Consider the following 21508-nt stretch of genomic DNA (forward strand, 5'->3'; position numbering starts at 1 on the left):
CATGCGCAAATGCATGCGTCAGGATAGCCCTGATCGGTGTGGGCCGGCCGGCCCGCGGCCAGGCCGGTTCAGCGCGGCGCGGGCAGGCCGGGTGCCGCGGTGGCGGTCTCGGCCGGGGTATCGACCACAGCCGACTCGGGGAAGAGGGCGAAGCGCAGGCCGATCAGACCCATCAGGGCCTCATCGCGGGCCTTGCCAGCCTCCACGGTCTGCACGCGCTTGAGCGAGGCCTCCAGCCTGGCCTGCAACCCGGCCGGTGCAGGCAATGGCCGCCGCCGGGCGGCCTGCGCGCGGTAATGCGCCGCCACCTCGTCCAGGATCGCGTCGATCGCGGCCACGCTGGCCGGGGGCAGGCCGTGCCGTGAGCGGCGCAGCTGCAGGATGTTCAGGCCGATCCGGGCTTCGGTGAGCATGTCCACCGAGGCGATGTCGCTGCCTTCCGGCGTGGCCGCCAGGCGCGGCGCGAGCAGGCCGAGCAGATCGAGCATGCGCGCGGCGAACTGCTGGCGATCCTGCTGGCCACGACCCTCGGCCGCGTCGGCCAGCGTATTCCAGCCCTGGCGCACCAGCCGGCGCGCGGTCCACTCGGCACCCACCGAGCGGAACAGGCGGGTCATCACCACCGCAAAGCCGATCCCGATGAACATTGCGACGGCAGAGTTGATGAAGCTCTGGATATTGGCGCTGTAGGTGTTCTGTACGTTCAACAGCGCGACCAGATTCACCGTCAAGGGCAGGCCGATCAGCGCGGTCTTGGGTCGGTGCAGCAGCAGCCCGAGCGGCAGGAAGATCACCGCCAGCACCAGGGCCAGGCTGCCGAAGTCGTGCACGGCGGGGAAGATCCCGAACAGGTACACCCCGGCCACCAGGCTGGCCACGATGGCCCAGAGCAGGAAGGACAGCATGCTCGGTGCGGGATCGTCCTGCGCGGCGAAGAACGCGGCGGCCACCGCAGCCATCATCGCGCCGTTGCCACCGCCCTCCCAGCCAAGCCCGATCCACAGCACGCAGTACGTCATCAGGGCGACGCCCGCACTGGCGGCGGAGAACAGTGCCATGCCGTAGTCCACGTGGCGCACGTGATCCACGCGCTGGGTGCGCACGCGGTAGTGCGCGGCATCACTGGGCGCGGTGCCGGCATCGATGGCGGCGTGCAGGGTGGTGCAGTCCTGCCAGAGGTCCACCAGTTCTTCCAGGCGCAGCAGCAGGGTGACCAGCAGCAGGTGATCCAGCTCGCCGTCCACCGCCGGCTTGAGCGCGACGATGCGCGCGCGCAGCGTGGCGTACGCGCTGGCGCTGGAGCGGCCGGGCTGTTCCAGCCACTGCGCCAGATCGGCGATCAGCGCCTCCAACCCGGGCGGCAGCGCACGGCCACCCGCACGCAGCGCCCCGAGCCGGTCGGCGATCGAAGAGAGCACCGGCAGCATCAGCAGCATGCGCTCGCGCAGCCGCTCCATCGAGACCGCCGCACCGGCATGGCGCGGGTCGTCCCGACGCAGGAATTCGATCAACGCCTCGAACTGGACCAGATCGGCGGCCAGCCGGTTGCGCGGGCCATGCGCGTGCCCGCGGGCCAGGATCTGCCGGCACCAGTCGGCGGCATCGCCCATCCAGTTGCCGATCCGTGAGCGCAGCATCGGCCGCACCGAGGCCGGGAAGAACAGCGAGGCAAACAGCACCGCCACCACCGTGCCGAGGATGATCTCCTCGCTGCGCGCCACCACGGTGTCGAAGATGGTGTCCGGCGAGGTCACCGCCGGGAAGCCGATGAAGGCGGTGGTGTAACCGGCCAGCAGGAACGCGTAGCCGCGCGGGCCGCGGTTGAGCAGGGCGATGAACAGACAACCGGACAACCACAGCGACATCGCCGCGCTCAGCAGCAGCGGGGTTTCCACCAGGTGCGGCAGCATCCAGAGCGTTGCCGCACCGGCGATCAGCGTGCCGAGGATGCGGTAGGCGCCCTTGGCGCGGGTCGGGCCCAGCATCGGCTGGGTCACGATGTAGACGGTGGCCATCGCCCAGTACGGGCGCGAGAGATTGCCGGCCAGCCCGATATACAGCGCCGCGAGCGCCGCCAGGAAGGTCTTGACCGAGAACAACCAGGCCTGTCTGTCCAGCAGCAGCATGGCTTACCTCGCGGCCGAGCCGGTGGCGACGGCATCGGCATTCCAGCCGCCGCCAAGCACCAGGAACAGCTGGATCTGGTCGCGCGAGACCTGCGCCTGGGCCTCGGCCAGGGTCGCGTCGGCGCTGGCCAGGCTGCGGTCGGCATCCAGGCTGGCCAGGTAGGGCGTGCGCCCGCCCTGGTAGAGGCGGCGGTTCTGGCTGGCGGCCAGGTCGGCCTGCTGCTGCGCCTGCTGCAGGAACTGCAGGCGTTGCAGGTCCTGGGCATAGCGGCTCAACGCGGTCTGGGTTTCGCGCAGGGCCTGCAGCACGCTGTGGTCGAACTCGGCCAGCGCGGCATCGGCACCGGCTTCGGTGGCATGGATGCGCGCATGCGTGCCGGAGGAGGGCAGCGTCCAGGAAATCAGCGGACCGATCGACCATTGCTGGGTCAGCGGCGTGCCGAAGTCTTCCAGCAGGCCGGCCGCACCGACCGAGGCGCCCAGGCGGATGTCCGGGTAAAGCTCGGCGGTGGCGACGCCGATCCGCGCGGTGGCGGCCGCCAGCTTGCGCTCGGCCTGGCGGATGTCCGGGCGGCGTTGCAGCAGCGCGCGGCCATCGCCGATCGGCAGCGCCTGCGCCAGGGTCGGGGCCTGGCTGCAGTCGCTCACGCCCTCGGGCAGCTGGCCCGGGGTGCGGCCGAGCAGGGCGGCCAGCTGGTATTCGGAGGCCTGGCGGTGCGCGCGCAGCGGCGGCAGCGCGGCCTGCAGCATCGCCACCTGGGCGTTGGCGCGGGCCAGCTCCGGCGGGGTGCCGCGGCCCGCCGAGATCAGGCGCTGGGTGACCTCGCGGCTGCGCTGCTGCAGCTGCAGAGAGTGCTCGGCCACGTGCAGCTCATGGTTGGCATGGCAGATGTCCACGTAACTGCCGGCCACCTGCGCGACCAGCGACACGCGCGCCAGATCCATCGCGGCGGCGGTGGCCTGCTCGTCGGCATGCGCGGCCTCGGAGGCGCGCTTGAGCTTGCCGAACAGATCGAACTGATAGGACACCGCGAACTTCCCATCGGCCAAGTTGATCGGCGGCAGTTCGTGTTCAAGCAGGAAGGATTCGGCGGACAGCTGCGCGCGGCTGACCCCGGCCTCGGCCTCGTACTCGAAACCACCCGCATCCAGCGCCTGCTCGTACACGGCGGCGGCGCGGCGCAGGTTGGCATCGGCCACCTTCAGCTCCACGTTGTCGCGCAGCGCCTGCTGCACCAGCGCATTGAGGGTGTCGTCCTGGTACAGCTCCCACCAGCGCGGGGGCAGCTCGGCCCCGGCGGCGACCTGCGGGTTGCCGGTGTCTAGGAAGGCGGCGTTCGCCTCCGGCCGCTGGAAGGCGGACCCGGCCGGCACGGCGTAGTCCGGGCCGACGGTGCGGCAGGCGGCCAGCGTGGTCAGCGCCAACCCCAGGGCGATGCGGTGCAGCGCCGGGCGGTTCACAGCGCCGTCCGTGCCGGTTGCGCCGGCGTGGCCGGGGCGGTGTCCGGCTGGATGGTGACCGTGGCGGTACGCCCGGCGATCAGGTTCACGCCGGCCGGCACGCGGTCGATATGGATGCGCACCGGGATACGCTGCGCCAGCCGCACCCAGTCGAAGGCCGGGGTCACGTTCGGCAGCAGGCTGCTGCCCTCGCTGCGGTAACGGTCTTCGATGCCGGCGGCGATGCTCTGCACGTGGCCCTGCAGCGGCTGCGCTTCGCCCATCAGGCGGATGTCGACTGTCTGGCCGGCATGCACGCCCTGCAGGCGGGTCTCTTCGAAGTAGCCGTCCACGCGGAACGAGCCGGTATCGAGTACCGCCATCACCGGGCGCCCGGCGGTCACATAGTCGCCGGCGCGCACGGTGCGGTCGTTGACGTGGCCATCGCTGGGGCTGCGCACTTCGGTCCGGGCCAGGTTGAGCTTGGCCAGGTCGACAGCGGCCTGCGCCGTGGCCATCGAGGCCTGCGCGGCGAGCAGTTTGGCGCGGCGCACTTCGGCATCCTCGGCGGCGACCAGATCCTGCAGGCTGCGGTCGCGCGCGATCTCGCGGCGCAGCTGGTCCAGCGTGGCACGGCGCTCGCCCAAGGCAGCCTGGGCCTGCTCCAGCGCGATTTCATAGCGTGCCCGGTCGACCACGAACAGCACCTCACCGCGCTTGACCGGCTGGTTGTCGGCCACCTTCACCGCCTCCACCAGCCCGGACACGTCCGGCGCGACCTGCACCACGTCGGCACTGACGTGCGCATCGCGCGTCCACGGTTCGTCCATGTAGTACGCCCACAGGTGGCGCAGCACCAGCACGGCGGCCAGCACGGCCACGGCGGTCAACACGACAGGGAATGTCTGCTTGAGGATCTTGTTCACGATTGCATCCAACGCATCAGGGAAAACAACCCGCCCAGCACGATCACGTACACGGCCAGGTTGAACAGGGCGGGGTGCCAGATGTGGCGGTAGGCGCCGGTGCGCTGCAGGACCACGCGCAACCCGCTCTTGAGCAGGTAGGCAAGCAGCATCAGCCCGAGCAGGGTCGGGACGAACACACCATAGAGACTGAATTCACCGTACATCGAGGCAAAGGATTCGCAGGGGAGCGGAAAGGGGATCGCCCGGCGTCGAGGAACGACACCGGGCGGTGCAACGGGGGAACGGGCTTACGTCACGCGGTCGGCTGCATCGGCCAGCAGCTGCCACAGCTTCAGCACGGTGCGCAGTTCATCCATGGACAGCTCGCCGAACACATCCTGGCGCAGGCCGATCAGCTGGGTTTCCAGCTCGCTGACCAGCGCCTCGCCCTTGTCGGTCAGCCACAGCAGGTTGGCGCGGCGGTCGCTGGTGTCGCATTCGCGGCGGACCAGGTCGCTGGCGGCCAGCTTGTCCAGCAGGCGTACCAGCGAGGGACCTTCCATGCCCAGCTGGTGGGCCAGCGCCACCTGGCGGATCCCGCCGCCGGCGCGCCCGATCATCAGCAGCGGCATGGTGCAGGCGGCCGAGATGCCATAGCTGCCCAGGGCCTGGTCGGCCAGGCGCTGCCACTGCCGCCCTGCGTAGAGCAGGCCGGAACTGAGCTGCATCTGCAGCTGGGTGCGTTCGTCGAGGGATCGGTTCATCAGAATAGATAGGATACTACTAATTCGCGTCCTATCAATGCCCGTGGCACAACCGTGGCCCAATGAACGCCTGTCCGCACGCGGCCCGAATGCCCCGGCGCAGGACGCCCGAGGGGTCTGTCGGGTACGATGCTCGCCCCCCTTCGGGTGCTGTATGTAATGAGCAAGCAAGACAACGACGCCAACCCCGTCACCCAGGCCGAGGCCGAATCGGCGGTGCGCACCCTGCTGCGCTGGGCCGGTGAAGATCCGACCCGTGAAGGCCTGCTGGATACCCCGCGCCGCGTCGCCGAAGCCTATGGCGACTGGTTCAGCGGCTACCGCGACGACCCGCGCGCCTACATGGAGCGGACCTTCGAGGAAGTGGCCGGCTACGACGAACTGATCGTGCTGCGCGACATCGAGTACGAAAGCCACTGCGAACACCACATGGCGCCGATCATCGGCCGTGTGCACGTCGGCTACCTGCCGGCCGGCAAGGTGGTGGGCATCAGCAAGCTGGCCCGCGTGGTCGAGGCGTACGCACGCCGCTTCCAGGTCCAGGAAAAGATGACCGCGCAGATCGCCCAGTGCATCCAGGACGTGCTGCAGCCGGTCGGCGTGGGCGTGGTGGTGGAAGGTGCCCACGAGTGCATGACCACCCGCGGCATCCACAAGCGCGGCGTCAGCATGGTCACCTCCAAGATGCTGGGCAGCTTCCGCGAGGACGCGCGCACCCGCGCCGAGTTCCTGCGTTTCATCGAAGTGGGCGGCAAGCGCTGATTCCCCGCGCTGTCGCGCGCGGCCGGCAGGCGCTGGGCTTCGGTCCGGCCCGGCCGGTGCGTGCGCGTCCCGTTTCCCTCCCGGCCGCCGCGACCCGCGCGGCCCGTCTTCTTGTCCCCGGTCTCGAATGAAACATCGCGAGCGCATTACCCGTTACCGCCACCTGCGCGAACAATCGCAGTGGAAGCTGCTGGCGGCCGATCACGCGCCGGAGATCATCGGCCTGCTGCAGAGCCTGCTGATGCAGGACGAGCGCACCCTGTCCACCGCGGTGCTGCACGAACGCCTGCAGCGCGCGCTGGATGATCTGAAGGCCGATGAGCTCTCGCGCGATCTGCCGCGCACCGCGCAGGCCTACATTGCGCATTGGCTGGCCCAGGGCTGGCTGGAACGCCGCCTGCCCGAAGGCGCCGACCAGGAGCAGTACGAACTGTCCACCCAGGCCGCGCAGGCGATCCGCTTCGCCGACAGCCTGGAGCAGGCGCGCGCCGCCGCTACGGAGAGCCGGCTGGCATTGGTGATCGAGCAGCTCTCGCAGCTGGCCGCGCTGACCGAATCCAATCCGGATGCACGCTTGTCTGCGCTGCGCGACGAGCGCGACCGCATCGATGCCGAGATCGCCCGCGTCAGCGGTGGCAAGGTGTCCTCCCTGGATGGCAAGCGCGCGCTGGAACGGACCCGCCAGATCATCGGCCTGGCCGACGAGCTGACTGAAGATTTCCGCCGCGTGCGCGATGACTTCGAACGCCTCAACCGCGAATTCCGCGAGCGCATCATCGATGACGAGGGCGAGCGCGGCGACGTGCTGTCCAAGTTGTTCGAGGGCGTGGACGTGATCGGCGACAGCGACGCCGGGCGCAGCTTCGAGGCGTTCTGGCGCCTGCTCAACGATGCCGAACAGAGTGCCCAGCTCGATGCTGCGCTGGAGACCGTGCTCGCACGCGGCTTCGCCCGCAAGCTCGATCGCAACGAGCGCACCTTCCTGCGTGGCTTCACCACCACCATGCTCGAGCGCGGTGGCCAGGTCCACGATGTGCTGCAGCACTTCGCGCGCAGCCTGCGCGGCTTCGTGCAGAGCCGTGGCTATCTGGAACAGCGCCGCCTCAACCAGCTGCTCAAGCAGGCCCAGGGCGAGGCGCTGGGCCTGCGCGACCACATCCCGGCGCAGCGCGCCATCGGCCGCGACCTGCAGCTCACCACCAGCCGTCTGCGCTCACTCTCGCAATGGAAGCTGCACGATCCGCGCCAAGCGCAGGTGGATGGCAGCGTGCAGCGCAACGACACCGCCGCGATCTCGCTGGAGAGTGTTGGTGATCTGGTGGCCGCCTCTGAAATCGACTTCCGCAACCTGCGGCGCGATCTGCACGACCTGCTCGGCGAGCAGCCGCGGCTGTCGATCGCGCAGGTGCTTGAACACCGCGAGGCCCCGCAGGGGCTGGGCAGCATCATCGGCTACCTCTCTCTTGGCACCCGCCACGGCGAGGTCGCCACCGATCAACAGGAGATCGCGCAATGGCGCGGCGGCGATGGCCAATGGCGTCGCGCCCGCATTCCGCTGATCTGGTTCACCCAGGAGAAACGCCATGAGCTGGCATGATCAATCCAACGACGCCCCGATCGACGGCGGTGCCGATGAGCACGACGACGAACCGGTCGTGGTGACGCCCGTCCTGCGGCGCAACAACGACGTGTTCTACATGGGCGACACCGGCCGGCTGCCGCTCGATGGCCGCCGCGCGCTGTGCCAGCTGCTGATCGGCCCGAGCATCGACCAGCTGCGCCACGCCAAGCTGTGGCCCGCGTTGATCCGCAGCGAAGCGGCGATCCGCTCGGCGCTCTCGGACCTGTTCCTGGAACTGGTGCTGGACCGCGAGAGTGGCGTGGCCTTCACCCGCCAGGCCGATACCGAAGACATCGATGCGCCGGTGCTGCTGCGTACCTCACCGCTGACCTTCATCGATTCGGTGCTGCTGCTGCACCTGCGCCAGCAGTTGGCCGAAGCCGATGCGCGCGGCGTGCGCGCGGTGGTCGAGGATGCCGAACTGGCCGAAGCACTGGCCGTGTACGAGCGCCACCTGTCCACCGACCGCGCCGGCTTCAACCGCCGCGTCGCCACTGCCGTGCAGAAGATGAAGGACAACCACATCCTGACCCGCCTCGGCGGTGACGATGCGCGTCATGAAGTCTCGCCGGCACTGAAACTGATGTTCTCCGCCGAAGATGTCGCCGCCCTGGCCCAGGTGTACCGCCGCCTGCGCGAAGCGCCGGCCGACCTCGACGCCTGAGCGCGCGCCCGCGCGCCGCTGCCCTGCCTGGATTGCTAGCCCTGCCATGACCGTCCACATTCCCGCACCCGCCCTGTTCCCCGGCGACCAGCCCGATCCTCGCGCGCAGCAGTTCCGCATGCGCCGCCTGCAGGTCCACAACTGGGGCACCTTCTCCGGCCTGACCGAAGTGCCGATCGCCGAGCGCGGCTTCCTGTTCGTCGGCCGCTCCGGCTCTGGCAAGTCGACCCTGCTCGATGCGATGTCCGCGCTGCTGGTGCCGCCGGCCCTGGTCGACTTCAACGCCGCCGCGCGCGAAGCCGAACGCAGCGGCCGCGACCGCAACCTGGTGTCCTACGTGCGTGGCGCCTGGGCCGACCAGCAGGACAGCGGCACCGGCGAGATCGCCACCCAGTACCTGCGCAAGGGCGCTACCTGGACCGCCTTGGTGCTGGAATACCGCAGCAACGATGGCCGCATCGTCAGCCTGGTGCGCCTGTTCTGGATCGCCGGCAACGGCGCGGCCGCGGCCGATGTGCGCAAGCACTACATGGTGGCCGAGCGCAGTTTCGACATCGCACGTGACCTTGGCGGCTTCGACCTGGACCTGCGCAAGCTCAAGCAGCGCCTGGGCGATGTGCATCACTTCGACAGCTTCGCCAGCTACGCCGAACGGTTCCGCCACGTGCTCGGGATCGAGAACGAGATGGCGCTGCGCCTGCTGCACAAGACGCAGTCGGCGAAAAACCTCGGCGATCTGAACGTGTTCCTGCGCGACTTCATGCTCGATGCGCCGCGCACCTTCGATGCCGCCGAGCGGCTGGTCGATGATTTCGCCGAACTCGATGGCGCCCACCAGGCCGTGGTCACCGCGCGCCGCCAGGTCGAAACCCTGCTGCCCGCACGCGGCCACTACGCCGATCTGCAGGCACTGCGCCGCCAGCGCGAAGACCTGGACGAGATGAAGCTGGGCATCGACGGCGTGCGCGAGCAGCGTCGCCTGGCCCTGCTTGAGGCACGCCTGCTGGAACTGGATACCCGCGACCGCGGTCTGTCCGGGGAAGAAGGCCAGCGCCGCAGCGCGCTGGACAACCATGAAAGCCACCTCGCCGAGCTGGAAGCGCAGCGTCGTCAGCAGGGCGGCGAGCGCATCGAGGAACTGGAGCGCGAGCAGGGCCGTGTGGCCCAGGAGCGCGACCGCCGCCTGGCCAAGCGCAGCCAGGCCAACCATGCCAGCCGCGAACTGGGGGAAACGCTGGCCGAGACCGCGCACGGGTTTGCCGAGCAGCTCGCCCGCGCCCAGGCCCGCCTGGACGACGGCCAGCGCGCTGCGGCCGAGCTGGATGAAGCCATTGCCGAGCGCATGGGCGGCAAGCGCGACGACGAACGCCGCTTCGCCGAGGTGCGCTCGGAACTGGAGGCGCTCAAGCGCACCCCGTCCAGCATCCCTGCACCCATGCAGCAGCTGCGCGCACGCCTGAGCAGCGATACCGGCATTCCCGAGGCGGCACTGCCGTTCGTCGGCGAACTGCTGCAGGTCCGCGACGAAGACGCCGCATGGCAGGGCGCCATCGAGCGCGTGCTGCACGGCTTCGCGCAATCGCTGCTGGTCGATGAGCGCCACCACGCCCAGGTCTCGGAGTGGATCAACCAGACCCACCTCGGTACCCGCCTGGTCTATTACCGGGTGCGCCGCAACGACGATGCACTGCATGGCCGCGAGCCGGGCGCGCGTTCGCTGCTGCACAAGCTGGTGCTGCGCGAGCACGGCTATGCCGGCTGGCTGCGCCGCGAGCTGGGCAAGCGCTTCGACTACGAATGCGTGGATGCACGTCACCTGCGCGATACCGACCGCGGCATCACCAAGGAAGGCCAGGTCAAGCACCCGGGCGAACGCTTCGAAAAGGACGATCGCCACAACATCAGCGACCGCCGCCGCTGGCTGCTCGGCTTCAACAACCGCGACAAACTGGACCTGTACGAGCGCGAAGCGATCGAGCTGGCCCAGCGCATCGCCGCCTGCGACAGCGACGTGGCCGGCCTGCGCGCGCAGCGCGAACAGGACGGCAAGGCGCGCCTGGCCTGCCATCAGCTGTGCACGCTGGGCTGGGACGAGATCGATGTGGCCGCACCGCTGCAGCGCCTGGACGACATCGCCCAGGCCCTGCACGACCTGCGCGAAGGCAATGCCGACCTGCGCAAGCTGGGCGAACAGATCGAAAAGACCCGCGCCGATGTGGCCCAGGCCAAGCGCACCTATGAAGACGTACGCGTGGAGCGCGGCCAGCTCGGCCGTGAACACGAACGCCTCGAGCGTCTGCACGAGCAGTGCGCGCCGCTGGCCAAGCGCGTGGTCACCCCCCTCCAGCAGCAGGGCCTGGACGAACGCCTCAAGGCGCTCGGCGTGCTCAGCCTGGAAAACCTGGAAGCGCACTTCCGGCAGATCAGCAACACCCTCAACGAACAGCTCGGCGGTTCCCAGGCCGAGCACAACCGGCTGGAGAACCTGCTGCTCGGCTGCTTCCGCCGCTACTGCCAGGCCTGGCCGGAAGACAGCGGCGACTTCACCGTCAGCCTGTCCAGCGCCGAAGATTTCCTGGCCCGCCTGCAACGGCTGGAGAACGATGGCCTGCCGCAGCACGAGGCACGCTTCTTCGATCTGCTGCAGAGCCAGAGCAAGAACAACCTGCTGGCCCTGCAGCGCCACACCGCCGAGGCGCGCAAGTCGATCGCCCAGCGCCTGGACGAGGTGAATGCCTCGCTGGAGCAGGTACCGTTCAACCGCGGCACCCTGCTGACCATCGAACTCACCGACCGCCGCCTGCCCGAAGTGCTGGATTTCCACCAGCGCCTGCGCGACGTGCTGTCCCAGCAGCAGACCGACCAGCGCGAGCTGGCTGAAGCGCAGTTCGCGGTGCTGCGTGAGCTGGTCGCCAAGCTCGGCTCGCAGGAAGGCGAGGACAAGCGCTGGCGCGAGCTGGTGCTGGACGTGCGCCTGCACGTGGAGTTCGTCGGTGTCGAACTCGATGCCGCCACCCGCCAACAGGTGGAGATCTACCGCAGCGGTGCGGGCAAGTCGGGCGGCCAGCGCCAGAAGCTGGCCACCACCTGCCTGGCCGCCGCGCTGCGCTACCAGCTCGGTGGCGCCGACGGCCAGTTGCCCAGCTACGCGGCGGTGGTGCTCGATGAAGCCTTCGACAAGGCCGACAACGAGTTCACCGCGCTGGCGATGAACATCTTCGACAACTTCGGGTTCCAGATGGTCGTGGCCACCCCGCTCAAGTCGGTGATGACGCTGGAGCCGTTCATCGGCGGTGCCTGCTTCGTGGAGATCAGTGGCCGACACGACTCCGGCGTATTACTGATCGAGTACGACGACGAGGGCAAGCGCCTGAAGCTGCCCGAGCGTGCCCGCACCGGCGAGACGACAGCGGCACCAGCCCCGGCACCGGCACCGGCCGTGATCGCCGCGCCTGACGCGGTCGATGCCCCCGAGGCGATGGCCAATGAAGTGATGGCGACCTCGATCGACGAGGACACCAACGTCGAGGCCGAGGCCGAGGTCGTGCAGGCACCGGCAGCCGTGACTGTATCCCGGCCGAAGAAGGCCGCGCCCAAGGCACCGGCAAAGAAAGCGGCAAAGAAGACGGCCACCAAGGCCGTACCCAAGGCAGCCGCAAAGAAGTCGGCCAAGCCCAAGCGCTGAGCAACCGACGGGTCAGCCCCAGGGCTGGCCCGTCCTGTTAACCGGCGAAGGTATCCCAGCCCATCCGGGCGATCAGCACCACCACCAGGCCGACGAACAGCTTGCGGATGAAGGGCGTGCCACCGCGCAGCGCCATCCGCGTACCGACCACCGAGCCGATGATGTTGGCCGCGGCCATCGGCAGCGCGAACAGCCACAGGATGTTGCCGGTCGGCACGAAGAACGAGATCGCCGCCACGTTGGTCGCCAGGTTCACCACCTTGGAGGCGGCCGACGCGCGCAGGAAGTCCAGCCCGAAGAAGCGCACGAACAGGAAGATCAGGAAGCTGCCGGTGCCGGGCCCGAAGAAGCCGTCGTAGAACCCGATCACCGCACCGATCGCCAACGCGGTGACCAGCTCCTTGCGGCCGATCTCGCGCGGGCGGTGCAGGGCACCGAAGTCCTTCTTCCACAGCGTGTAGCCGAGCATCGCCACCAGCAGCACCAGCACCAGTGGGCGTACCGCGTCCTTGGGCAGCAGGCTGACTGCCGTGGCCCCGGCAAACGAGAACACGAAGGCCGTGCCCGCCGCGAACAGCACCGGCCGCCACGGGAAGCGCACATTGCGCGCATAGCGGAACGCCGCCGCGGCGGTGCCGAACATCGAGCTGAACTTGTTGGTGCCGAACAGCATCGCCGGCGTGTGCTGCGGCAGGACGGTGAACAACCCGGGCAGCTGCACCAGCCCGCCGCCGCCCACGGCGGCATCGACCAGGCCGGCGATGAAGGCGATCGCCACCAACCAGAACAGCTCAGGGGGAACCATCTCAAGCACGGCGGGGCATCGCAACGCAGGGCGCGCAAGCATACGCCCGGTCATCGCGCGACAATACCCCCATGACCACCGTCTCTTCCGATCCCTGTCCCTGCGGCCGCCCGCTGGCCTACGCCGCCTGCTGCGGGCTCTACCATGCCGGCACTCCCGCGCCGGATGCCGAAACGCTGATGCGCTCGCGCTACAGCGCTTACGTACGGCATCTGGACGATTACCTGCTGGCCAGCTGGCACCCGTCCACGCGCCCGGCCGAGCTCTCGCTGGCCGAAGCACCCGGCCAGCGCACCCAGTGGCTCGGGCTGACGATCCACGCCCACACCCGCTCAGATCCCGACCGTGCCCAGGTGCGCTTCACCGCCCGCTACAAGGTCGGCGGCGGCAGTGCGGTGAAAATGCTGGAGCACAGCCGCTTTCTCCGCGAAGACGGCCGCTGGTTCTATCTCGACGCGTTGCCCTGAGCCAGTGCGGTGGCGCGCACCGGCACGGTGCCCTGCTGGCCAAGTGCACGTACACAGTTGCGGCCGGCGTCCTTGGCCGCATACAGCGCCTGGTCGGCGGCCTTGATCACCGCCTGCGCGCTGTCGGCGACCCGGCTGTCGGCCACGCCGATGCTCACCGTCACCTGCACCACCGCGCCGTTGCCACCACGCCCGCGCTGCAGCTGCCCCACCGCATCGTCGCGGCTGCGTGCGGCACGGTCGCGCAGATGCATCCGCACCCCCTCGATCGTCGCGCGGACCTCTTCCACGGCCGCCACGCAGGCCGGGGCAGGGCGATCCAGGAACACCAGCGCGAATTCCTCACCGCCATAGCGGAACGCGCGGCCACCCCCGCCCACCTCGGCCAGGCGCGCGGCCACCAGCTTGAGCACGTCATCGCCGGCATCGTGGCCGTGGGTATCGTTGAAACGCTTGAAATGATCCACGTCCACCATCGCGATGGTGTAGGTGGCGCCCACGCGCTGCAGATATTCATTGAACGCGCGACGCCCGGGCAGGCCGGTGAGCTCATCGCGGAAGGCCATGTGGAATGCCTCCTGCAACATCGCCGAGACGATCAGCAGCAGCGCCATGCAGCTCACCGCCGGCAGCAGCGCCGGCGAGACGAACACCCGCGGCAGCAGCCACCACAGGCAGAGCAGGGCGATCAGCAGGGCGGTGTGCAGCGGGCGGGGGCGTCGCCAGGCCTGGACAGCCAAGGCCACCGTCGTAATGAGAAACAGCAGCGCCGGGAGTTGGGCCAGCGCATTCCAGTCGCTGGGCAGCCAGGCCAGGTGGCGATCGGACAGCAGCGCCTGCATGCCGTCGGGAACCTGCGTGGCCAACAGCAGGAAGATGCCCAGGGCCGTCCCGCTGACCACCCCGCGCAGCAACAGGTCCTGGCGCAGCCGTCCGCGTTCGGGCCACAGCCCATGCAGCAGGAACAGCAGTGGCAGCCACCACGACACCGCATGGAAGATCAGCGGGGTCTGTGCCGAAACAACGCCATCGCGCAGGAACGTGCCGACCACACCATGCAGCAGGGCGAACGCCAAGGCGATGGCCAGCATCAGGCACAGCGCCCGGACGCGGTTGTAGATCAGCGCCAGGCCGACACCCAGGCAGGCCAGTACCATCGGCAGCAGGCGATGCACCGGACTGCCGGCTTCCGCCGCGGGGGTGGCGGCCCACAATCCCAGCGCCACCAGTACTGCAGGCAGCACGAACAGATAGTGACTGGGCTGGCGTAGCAGATGCGTCCGCAAGAGGGGGTCCACGTGGTGGCCGGCGCGCCGTGGCTGCAGCGTGCAAACCGGACTACACAGGCGATGGGTCTTCCCCGGTAGCGGCCTGCGCGTATTCAACTTGAGCAATGTCACTGAATCGATGCGGTGCCATGACGTGGCACTCACCCCGGCTGGTCGATCCTCACCGCAATGAATACCGCCGTCGCTGCCGCACTACCGCACACTGCCGCCCCGCCATCGCCGCTGGCCGTCCGCTACGCCACCGTGCGTGCACGCACGCTCGCGCTGGCCGCACCGCTCAGTGCCGAAGATGCCATGGTCCAGAGCATGCCCGACGCCAGCCCGGCGAAATGGCACCTGGCCCATACCACGTGGTTCTTCGAGCGCTTCGTGCTGGCGACCCGCCCCGGCTACGCCCCGATCGATGCGGACTGGCACTACCTGTTCAACAGCTACTACCAGAGCATTGGCCCGGCCCATGCACGCTCACAGCGCGGCCTGCTCTCGCGCCCCACGCTGGACGAGGTGCTGCACTTCCGCGCGGAGATCGATCAGCGTGTGCTCGCCGCACTGCAGGCCGGCAATCTGAGCGAGCAGGCCCAGCATCAGCTTCTGCTCGGCCTGCACCATGAGCAGCAGCACCAGGAATTGCTGTTGACCGACATCAAGCACGCGTTCTGGTCCAATCCACTGCAACCGGCGTACCGCACCGATCTCCCGGCAAGCCCGGCGCGTGCGCTGCCGCTGCAGTGGCGTAGCAGCCCGGAACGGATCGTGGAGATCGGCGCACCGGTGTGGCCCACCCAGTCGACGTTTGCGTATGACAACGAATCGCCGGTGCACCGCGCGCTGATCCCGGCGCATGCGCTGGCCAACCGCCCGGTCAACAACGAGGAGTACCGTCAGTTCGTGCAGGCCGGCGGCTATCGCGAGCCGCGCTGGTGGATGAGCGAAGGCTGGACGCTGTGCCAGGAACAGCAGTGGCAGCACCCGCTGTACTGGGATGACGCGCTGGAGCGCGAGTTCACTCTGGGCGGCTGGCGCGCGCTCGATCCGCATGCGCCGGTCTGCCACCTGAGCTATTTCGAAGCCGACGCCTACGCGCGTTGGTGCGACGCCCGCCTGCCCACGGAGTTCGAATGGGAAGCGGCGACGGCTGGCCGCGCCCTGCGTGGCCGCTTTGCCGATGCCGATCAGCTGCACCCGGGCGGCGCGGAGGAAGAGGGGGACATCGTCCAGCTGTTCGGCGATGTGTGGGAATGGACCAGCAGCGCCTACGGGCCCTATCCCGGCTTCCGTACCTTCCCGGGCAACCTGGGCGAGTACAACGGCAAGTTCATGTGTGGGCAGTGGGTGCTGCGGGGCGGCAGCTGCGCCACGCCGGCCGATCATCTGCGCGCCAGCTACCGCAACTTCTTCGCGCCGTCGGCCCGGTGGCAGTTCGCCGGCCTGCGCCTGGCCCGGGACGTCGCATGAGCTCGGTCCGTGATGCGCTGGATGCACTGACCGATCTACAGCCGGATCGTGACCGGATCACCGCCGACATCCTGCGCGGGCTCTCGTCCACGCCGCGGCAGCTGCCGTCCAAGTACTTCTACGATGCGCAGGGTTCGGCCCTGTTCGAGCAGATCACCCGGCAGCCGGAGTACTACCCGACCCGCACCGAACTGCAGCTGCTGCAGGACTGTGCGCATGACATCGCCAAGGTGGTCGGCCCGCGTCTGCACGTGGTTGAGCTGGGGAGTGGCAGCGGCCGCAAGACCGAGTTGCTGCTGCATGCGCTGCGTGAGCCGGTCGCGTACACCCCGATCGAAATCTCGCGCGCCGCTCTGCTGGACAGCATCACCCGGCTGGCACCGTCGCTGCCGGATATCGAAATGCTGCCGGTCTGCGCCGACTTCACCCACCCGGTCCAGTTGCCGTCGCCGCAGCGCGAGCCCGCCCGCCACCTGGTGTTCTTCCCCGGCTCGACGCTCGGCAACTTCGCCCATGACGACGCCATCGCACTGCTGAAGGCGATGCGCCAGACCATGGGTCCGGATGGCATGGCCCTGATCGGCATCGACCTGCACAAGGACGCGTCGTTGATCGAAGCGGCGTACAACGATGCCGCCGGGGTCACTGCCGAGTTCACCCTCAATCTGCTGCGTCGGCTCAACCGCGACATCGGCAGCGATTTCGATCTGGACGGCTTCCGCCATCGTGCCCGCTACAGCGTGCCGCGGCTGCGCATCGAAACCGAGCTGGTCAGCCAACGCGCGCAACGCGTGCACGTGGATGGCCAGGCCTTCGATTTCGCCGAAGGTGAAGCGATGACGGTCGAGTACAGCCATAAATACACTGATGCGGTGTTCGCCCGCATGGCCGCCGATGCCGGCCTGCAGGTGACCGCGCATTGGAACGCGACCGATCCGGCCTTCGGCCTGCGCCTGCTGCAACCGGTCTGACCTGCGCGGCATTGCCGCTATGATGCAGGTCCACTGGCTGCAAGGATTCCCGCCAATGCGATGGTCGCCCCTGTTGTTGGCCGGGCTGTGTCTCGGCGTACCGTCGATTACGGTCGCCGCGCCGGATGCCTTCTCCACGTGCCTGGTCACCCTCAAGGCCCAGGCCGGCAAGCAGGGCATCACGGCCGAGCGCTTCGACACGCTCACCGCCGGGCTGACCCCCGATCCCAGCGTCTTGCCGCTGCTGGACGCGCAGCCGGAGTTCACCACACCGTTGTGGGATTACCTGGCCGCATTGGTGGATGCACAGCGCGTGGCGGATGGGCGCGCCCGCCTGGTCGAGCACCGTGATCTGCTGTCCCGGGTATCGTCGGAGTACGGCGTGGACCCGGCCACGATCGTCGCGGTCTGGGGCGTGGAGAGTGATTACGGCCGCGTGTTCGGCAAGCGCCCGCTGTTGCAGTCGCTGGCCACGCTGTCCTGTGAGGGCCGCCGACAGCCGTTCTTCCGCGGCGAGTTGCTGGCCCTGCTCAAGCTGATCGATGCTGGCGACCTGCGTGCCGAAGGCCTGACCGGCTCGTGGGCCGGCGCCTTCGGCCACACCCAGTTCATGCCCTCCACCTATGCGCGCATCGCGGTGGATGGTGACGGTGATGGTCGTCGCGATCTGGTCGCCTCGATTCCCGATGCGCTGGCCTCCACCGCCAACTACCTCAAGAAGGCGGGCTGGCGAACCGGGCAGCCTTGGGGCATCGAAGTAAAGATTCCGGCTGGCTTCAACGCCAGCGTGGCCGGGCGTACCCAGCGCAAGCCACTGGCCGACTGGCGCGCGCTGGGCATCGTCCCGGTGGCCGGTGGTGCTCTGGCGCCCGCCGGGCTCCCCGCCGACAGCAACGCCGCGCTGCTGCTGCCCACCGGGACCAAGGGCCCGGCCTGGCTGGTGTTCCGCAATTACGATGCGATCTACGCCTACAACGCCGCCGAGAGTTACGCGCTGGCGATCTCGACACTGGCCGATCGCCTGCGTGGTGGAAGCGGCATCGCCGCCGCCTGGCCAACCGATGATCCCGGCATCGGCCGTACCGAACGCCGCGAGCTGCAGACCCTGCTGCTGGCCCGCGGCCACGATATCGGTACGGCGGACGGCATGATCGGTACCGCCACCCGCCGCGCCATCCAGGCCGAGCAGCAGCGCCTGGGCTGGACCCCCGCCGATGGCCGCGCCGGCCAGCGCATCCTCACCGCACTGCGCGGTGCTCCTCCTTCTTCCACACCGACCATGCCCGCATCCACCGTGTTCACCCTGCCGCCCAATCATGCCCAGCATGTCCAGTCCCCGGCCACGCCGCGCGCTGCCCTGCCCAAGGTGCCTGGCCTGAGCCTGGCCGACATCCAGGGCTTCCCGGCGTGGACGGTCCAGACCCCGTTCGCCACCGCCGCGATCAGCGTGTTCGGTGGCCAGCTGCTGTCCTACGTGCCCAAGGGCGGGCAGGACGTGATGTGGCTCTCGCCGAGCGCCCAGCCGCTGCCGACCCCGATCCGCGGGGGCAGCCCCGTGTGCTGGCCGTACTTCGGCCGCCAGGGGCAGGGCAATGACGTGCCCTCGCATGGCTTCGTCCGCAACGTGCCATGGACCCTGCAGCAGGCCCGTCGCGAGGCCGATGGCACCATGGTGCTGACCCTGGCGCCGCCCGTGCTGGAGAACCTGGACCTGCGCCTGCGCATGGAGCTGCGGATCGGCCGCACCCTGGAGCAGCGCCTGATCACCGACAACACCGGCCGCCAGCCGATTGCCTTCACCCAGGCGCTGCACAACTACTTCAAGGTCAGCGATGCGATGCAGGTCAGCGTGGAGGGCCTGGACGGCCTGTCCTATCTGGACAAGTTCGAGAACTACGCGACCCCGCGCCAGCAGCAGGGCGACTGGAGCCTGCGCGACCCGCGCGATCCCGGCCGCAGCGATCGCATCTATACACAGGCCGGCGGTCGCTACGTGCTCAAGGACCCGGGCCTGAAGCGCCGCATCGAGATCACCACCACCGGCAGCCGCTCGCTGGTCGCCTGGAACCCGGGCGAGGCCGGCGCCAGCAAGATGGCTGATGTCGGGGCCGGCTGGCGCAACTATGTGTGCCTGGAAGCGGCCAACGCCGGTCCGGATGTGGTGACGCTGGCGCCGGGCGCGCAGCACGTGCTGCAGCAGACGCTGGCGGTTCGCCCACTATGAGTACGGTTCCACCCCCGGCCGGGCTGGACGAGACCGCCGACAATCCTTATCGCGCGCCCAGCACCGCCACGCACGAGGCCATGATCGACGCCCAGATCGATGCGGCCGTGGCGGTGCATGACCGCCATCCGCTGCTGGCGAAGGCGGTGGGCGACAACTTCGCGTTGTACGCCCGTCGCTGGCATCTGGATGACGCCGGTGACCGCTGGCCGCGTCCGTGGCACTGGCCGGCCGTCCTGTTCGGCTTCCACTGGCTCATGTACCGGCGCATGTACCTGGTGGCATTGGCGGTGCTGGTGGCTGATTTCGCCATTGGAATGGCGATGGTCCTGCTGGACCTGGCCGTGGGCGGCGTCGTGCTATCGCTGGGCGTGCAGCTCTCGCTGGGCATCTTCGGCAATGCGCTGTACCGCTGGCATTGCCGCCGCATGGTGGCGCGGGCGCAGGTCCGTTTTACCGGGCAGCCGGAGCGGATCAACGCCGAACTGGTACGCCGCGGGGGTACCAGCCGGCTTGCCCTCGGCCTGGGCCTGGCACTGTTCGTCGTACTGCGTATCTTCGAAGGCGCGTGAGGCGTCAGCGGGCGACCGGACGCGGTCGCAGTGCTGCCAGGCAGATGCCGCCGGCGACCAACCCCCAGAACGCCGAGCCGATCCCGGCCAGCGACAGGCCCGAGGCGGTGACCAGGAAGGTCACCAGCGCCGCTTCGCGATCAGCCTCCTCACGCAGGGCCGTCGCCAGGCTGTTGGCGATGGTGCCGAACAGGGCGATGCCGGCCACGCAGGCCACCAGTTCCTTGGGGAAGGCGGCGAACACGGCTGCCACCGTCGCCCCGAACAGGCCCACCACGATATAGAAGGCGCCCGCGGCCACCGCGGCGGTGTAACGGCGGGCCGGATCCTCGTGCGCCTCGCGGCCCATGCAGATCGCGGCAGTGATCGCGGCCAGGTTGAGCCCATAGGCGCCAAACGGGGCGAGCAGCGTGTTGACCACCCCGATCCAGCCGATCACCGGCGATACGGGAGTGTCATAGCCGGAGGCACGGATCACCGCCACGCCCGGGATGTTCTGCGAGGCCATGGTGACCACGAACAGGGGCAGGGCGATGCCGAACACCGCCGACCACGACAGCGTCGGCCAGGTGAACACCGGTGTGGCCAGTTCCAATCGCACCTCGTCCATATGAAGCAGGCCCTGGCCGGCGGCGACCAGGACACCCACGAGCAGGGTGGCGATCACCGCATAGCGCGGGAACAGCCGTCGACCGATCAACCAGGTGACGAACATCGCCAATGCCATGCCGAGCTGGGTGCCCATGGAGACGAACACATCCAGTCCGAAGCGCAGCAGCACACCAGCAAGCATGCCCGCGGCCAGCGCCATCGGCACACGCTTCATCAGCTTGGCGAAGATGCCTGAGAAGCCGGCGAGCATCCCCAGCACGGCAGCCAGAACAAACGCACCGATCGCATCGCTGTAGCCGACCGCGCCCGCACCCACCACGAGCATGGCCGCGCCCGGGGTCGACCATGCAGTGACGACCGGCATCCGATAGCGCAGTGACAGACCAATACACGTCACGCCCATGCCAAGGCCCAACGCCCACATCCACGAGGCGATCTGCGCCTGGTCGGCGCCCACCGCGCGTGCGGCCTGGAACACGATCACCGCGGAACTGGCGAAGCCCACCAATACGGTAATGAAGCCTGCCATCACCGCAGGCAGAGAGAGATCGCGCCACAACGAACGTTTGCCTACCGCCGACATTGCATGCATTCCTGATGACTGGAGATGCATTGTTAGCAAGCCTTCGGCAGCACGCGCAACGCGCGTGCTGCCGCGCTTGTTGATGAGCAGCACGCAGCGATGACGCGTTGATGAAAAAGATCGACGAAAACGCTTGACGAATTTTCAGAAGTCTTTAGTATTCGCTCCCTCGCTGCGACGCGGTCTTCACCCCGGTGAATTCCCACCCGCAGCGACGGCAACAAGCTTCGAAGGAAGGTGTTGACGGAAACGAAAAGCCTGACATAATAGGCGGCTCGCTTCGACGAAAAGACCTTCGGGTCGCACGACGAAGCAGCATCGGCAACAACGTTTCACTTCAGTGAAGCGGCCTTGAAAAAAGGTGTTGACGAGGCGGAAAAGTCGGCTATAATGGGCGGCTCGCAACGACGGAAACGTCGGGGCACACGGAGGAAGGCGCTGAGGCCGACTCCAAAGTTCTTTGACAGTATGCGCAGGTATCTTGTGAAGGCGCCTGCAGGAAGGATGTATGTCCATCTTGCAGACGTTTGATCAAGCAACATATCAATTGTTTTAAAGCA

18 protein-coding genes are annotated in these 21508 nt (G+C 68.5%); 9 read left to right on the plus strand and 9 right to left on the minus strand.

The features are described from left to right. Positions 1 to 68: 68 nt before the first annotated feature. From ABE464_RS09325 to ABE464_RS09345, 5 genes are all read right to left on the minus strand, one after another. Positions 69 to 2126: an FUSC family protein gene (locus tag ABE464_RS09325; protein WP_346471705.1), complete on the minus strand. Its 2058-nt coding sequence runs from the start codon at positions 2124 to 2126 to the stop codon at positions 69 to 71. Positions 2127 to 2129: 3 nt separating this feature from the next. Continuing rightward, on the minus strand, positions 2130 to 3587 hold the full coding sequence (locus ABE464_RS09330) for an efflux transporter outer membrane subunit (protein ID WP_346471706.1): 1458 nt from the start codon (positions 3585 to 3587) through the stop codon (positions 2130 to 2132). Further along, complete coding sequence (locus ABE464_RS09335; protein ID WP_346471707.1) at positions 3584 to 4492, minus strand: HlyD family secretion protein; 909 nt, start codon at positions 4490 to 4492, stop codon at positions 3584 to 3586. Before ABE464_RS09335 ends, ABE464_RS09330 begins: the two co-directional genes overlap by 4 nt. After that, positions 4489 to 4698 carry a DUF1656 domain-containing protein gene (locus ABE464_RS09340; protein WP_019183984.1) on the minus strand — a complete coding sequence of 70 codons (210 nt, stop codon included), beginning with the start codon at positions 4696 to 4698 and terminating at the stop codon, positions 4489 to 4491. The genes ABE464_RS09335 and ABE464_RS09340 overlap by 4 nt, the downstream gene beginning before the upstream one ends. Positions 4699 to 4782: 84 nt before the next feature. Then, positions 4783 to 5238 (minus strand): MarR family transcriptional regulator, encoded by a 456-nt coding sequence (locus ABE464_RS09345; RefSeq protein ID WP_346471708.1) that lies wholly within the window; start codon positions 5236 to 5238, stop codon positions 4783 to 4785. A 159-nt stretch (positions 5239 to 5397) separates the two neighbouring features. On the opposite strand from ABE464_RS09345, the gene folE reads away from it, so the two are divergent. From folE to ABE464_RS09365, 4 genes are all read left to right on the plus strand, one after another. Beyond that, entirely contained in the window at positions 5398 to 6000 is a 603-nt protein-coding gene (gene folE, locus ABE464_RS09350) for a GTP cyclohydrolase I FolE (protein WP_019183982.1), read from the plus strand. Positions 6001 to 6127: 127 nt separating this feature from the next. Beyond that, a complete protein-coding gene (locus ABE464_RS09355) occupies positions 6128 to 7597 on the plus strand; it encodes a DUF3375 domain-containing protein (protein ID WP_346471709.1) in 1470 nt (489 codons plus the stop codon). Next, positions 7584 to 8285, plus strand: a complete 702-nt coding sequence (locus ABE464_RS09360) for a DUF4194 domain-containing protein (RefSeq protein WP_346471710.1) — start codon at positions 7584 to 7586, stop codon at positions 8283 to 8285. The genes ABE464_RS09355 and ABE464_RS09360 overlap by 14 nt, the downstream gene beginning before the upstream one ends. Before the next feature lie 46 nt (positions 8286 to 8331). After that, entirely contained in the window at positions 8332 to 11970 is a 3639-nt protein-coding gene (locus ABE464_RS09365; RefSeq protein WP_346471711.1) for an SbcC/MukB-like Walker B domain-containing protein, read from the plus strand. Positions 11971 to 12007: 37 nt separating this feature from the next. Here ABE464_RS09365 and ABE464_RS09370 read toward each other — a convergent pair whose 3' ends face one another. Continuing rightward, positions 12008 to 12784, minus strand: coding sequence for a TSUP family transporter (locus ABE464_RS09370; protein WP_123730914.1), 777 nt, complete (start codon positions 12782 to 12784; stop codon positions 12008 to 12010). A 62-nt stretch (positions 12785 to 12846) separates the two neighbouring features. Between ABE464_RS09370 and ABE464_RS09375 the strand changes: the two genes are divergently transcribed. Beyond that, positions 12847 to 13242, plus strand: coding sequence for a YchJ family metal-binding protein (locus tag ABE464_RS09375; protein WP_346471712.1), 396 nt, complete (start codon positions 12847 to 12849; stop codon positions 13240 to 13242). Here ABE464_RS09375 and ABE464_RS09380 read toward each other — a convergent pair. Beyond that, positions 13221 to 14528, minus strand: a complete 1308-nt coding sequence (locus ABE464_RS09380; RefSeq protein WP_346471713.1) for a GGDEF domain-containing protein — start codon at positions 14526 to 14528, stop codon at positions 13221 to 13223. The two genes, ABE464_RS09375 and ABE464_RS09380, sit on opposite strands and share 22 nt — an antisense overlap. Positions 14529 to 14699: 171 nt before the next feature. Here ABE464_RS09380 and egtB point away from each other — a divergent pair, with 171 nt between their 5' ends. The 4 genes from egtB to ABE464_RS09400 are packed head-to-tail and all read left to right on the plus strand — an operon-like array spanning position 14700 to position 19753. Further along, positions 14700 to 15986: an ergothioneine biosynthesis protein EgtB gene (gene egtB, locus ABE464_RS09385; RefSeq protein WP_346471714.1), complete on the plus strand. Its 1287-nt coding sequence runs from the start codon at positions 14700 to 14702 to the stop codon at positions 15984 to 15986. Continuing rightward, on the plus strand, positions 15983 to 16957 hold the full coding sequence (egtD, locus tag ABE464_RS09390) for an L-histidine N(alpha)-methyltransferase (RefSeq protein ID WP_346471715.1): 975 nt from the start codon (positions 15983 to 15985) through the stop codon (positions 16955 to 16957). Before egtB ends, egtD begins: the two co-directional genes overlap by 4 nt. A gap of 55 nt (positions 16958 to 17012) precedes the next feature. Next, entirely contained in the window at positions 17013 to 19181 is a 2169-nt protein-coding gene (locus ABE464_RS09395; protein WP_346471716.1) for a lytic murein transglycosylase, read from the plus strand. Continuing rightward, the gene (locus ABE464_RS09400; protein ID WP_346471717.1) at positions 19178 to 19753 is read left to right on the plus strand and encodes a DUF2628 domain-containing protein; all 576 of its coding nucleotides are present in this window, start codon (positions 19178 to 19180) and stop codon (positions 19751 to 19753) included. The genes ABE464_RS09395 and ABE464_RS09400 overlap by 4 nt, the downstream gene beginning before the upstream one ends. A 4-nt stretch (positions 19754 to 19757) precedes the next feature. Here the strand turns inward: ABE464_RS09400 and ABE464_RS09405 are convergent, their stop codons facing one another. Both ABE464_RS09405 and ABE464_RS09410 read right to left on the minus strand, forming a co-directional pair. Continuing rightward, positions 19758 to 20948: a benzoate/H(+) symporter BenE family transporter gene (locus ABE464_RS09405; protein ID WP_346471718.1), complete on the minus strand. Its 1191-nt coding sequence runs from the start codon at positions 20946 to 20948 to the stop codon at positions 19758 to 19760. 332 nt (positions 20949 to 21280) lie between these two features. Beyond that, positions 21281 to 21508: hypothetical protein (locus tag ABE464_RS09410; RefSeq protein WP_346471719.1), on the minus strand; the 228-nt coding region annotated here is incomplete at its 5' end.

It is taken from the genome of Stenotrophomonas sp. TWI587 (assembly GCF_039674145.1).
GTDB classification, from domain to species: domain Bacteria; phylum Pseudomonadota; class Gammaproteobacteria; order Xanthomonadales; family Xanthomonadaceae; genus Stenotrophomonas; species Stenotrophomonas maltophilia_AY.

Bases quoted from the DNA above. Each gene is read 5' to 3' on its own strand.
- ABE464_RS09395 (WP_346471716.1), top strand. From the start codon at position 17,013: ATGCGATGGTCGCCCCTGTTGTTGGCCGGGCTGTGTCTCGGCGTACCG.
- folE (WP_019183982.1), top strand. From the start codon at position 5,398: ATGAGCAAGCAAGACAACGACGCCAACCCCGTCACCCAGGCCGAGGCC.
- ABE464_RS09345 (WP_346471708.1), bottom strand. From the start codon at position 5,238: ATGAACCGATCCCTCGACGAACGCACCCAGCTGCAGATGCAGCTCAGT.
- ABE464_RS09325 (WP_346471705.1), bottom strand. From the start codon at position 2,126: ATGCTGCTGCTGGACAGACAGGCCTGGTTGTTCTCGGTCAAGACCTTC.
- egtD (WP_346471715.1), top strand. From the start codon at position 15,983: ATGAGCTCGGTCCGTGATGCGCTGGATGCACTGACCGATCTACAGCCG.
- ABE464_RS09340 (WP_019183984.1), bottom strand. From the start codon at position 4,698: ATGTACGGTGAATTCAGTCTCTATGGTGTGTTCGTCCCGACCCTGCTC.
- ABE464_RS09360 (WP_346471710.1), top strand. From the start codon at position 7,584: ATGAGCTGGCATGATCAATCCAACGACGCCCCGATCGACGGCGGTGCC.
- ABE464_RS09355 (WP_346471709.1), top strand. From the start codon at position 6,128: ATGAAACATCGCGAGCGCATTACCCGTTACCGCCACCTGCGCGAACAA.
- ABE464_RS09400 (WP_346471717.1), top strand. From the start codon at position 19,178: ATGAGTACGGTTCCACCCCCGGCCGGGCTGGACGAGACCGCCGACAAT.
- ABE464_RS09375 (WP_346471712.1), top strand. From the start codon at position 12,847: ATGACCACCGTCTCTTCCGATCCCTGTCCCTGCGGCCGCCCGCTGGCC.
- ABE464_RS09365 (WP_346471711.1), top strand. From the start codon at position 8,332: ATGACCGTCCACATTCCCGCACCCGCCCTGTTCCCCGGCGACCAGCCC.
- ABE464_RS09405 (WP_346471718.1), bottom strand. From the start codon at position 20,948: ATGTCGGCGGTAGGCAAACGTTCGTTGTGGCGCGATCTCTCTCTGCCT.
- egtB (WP_346471714.1), top strand. From the start codon at position 14,700: ATGAATACCGCCGTCGCTGCCGCACTACCGCACACTGCCGCCCCGCCA.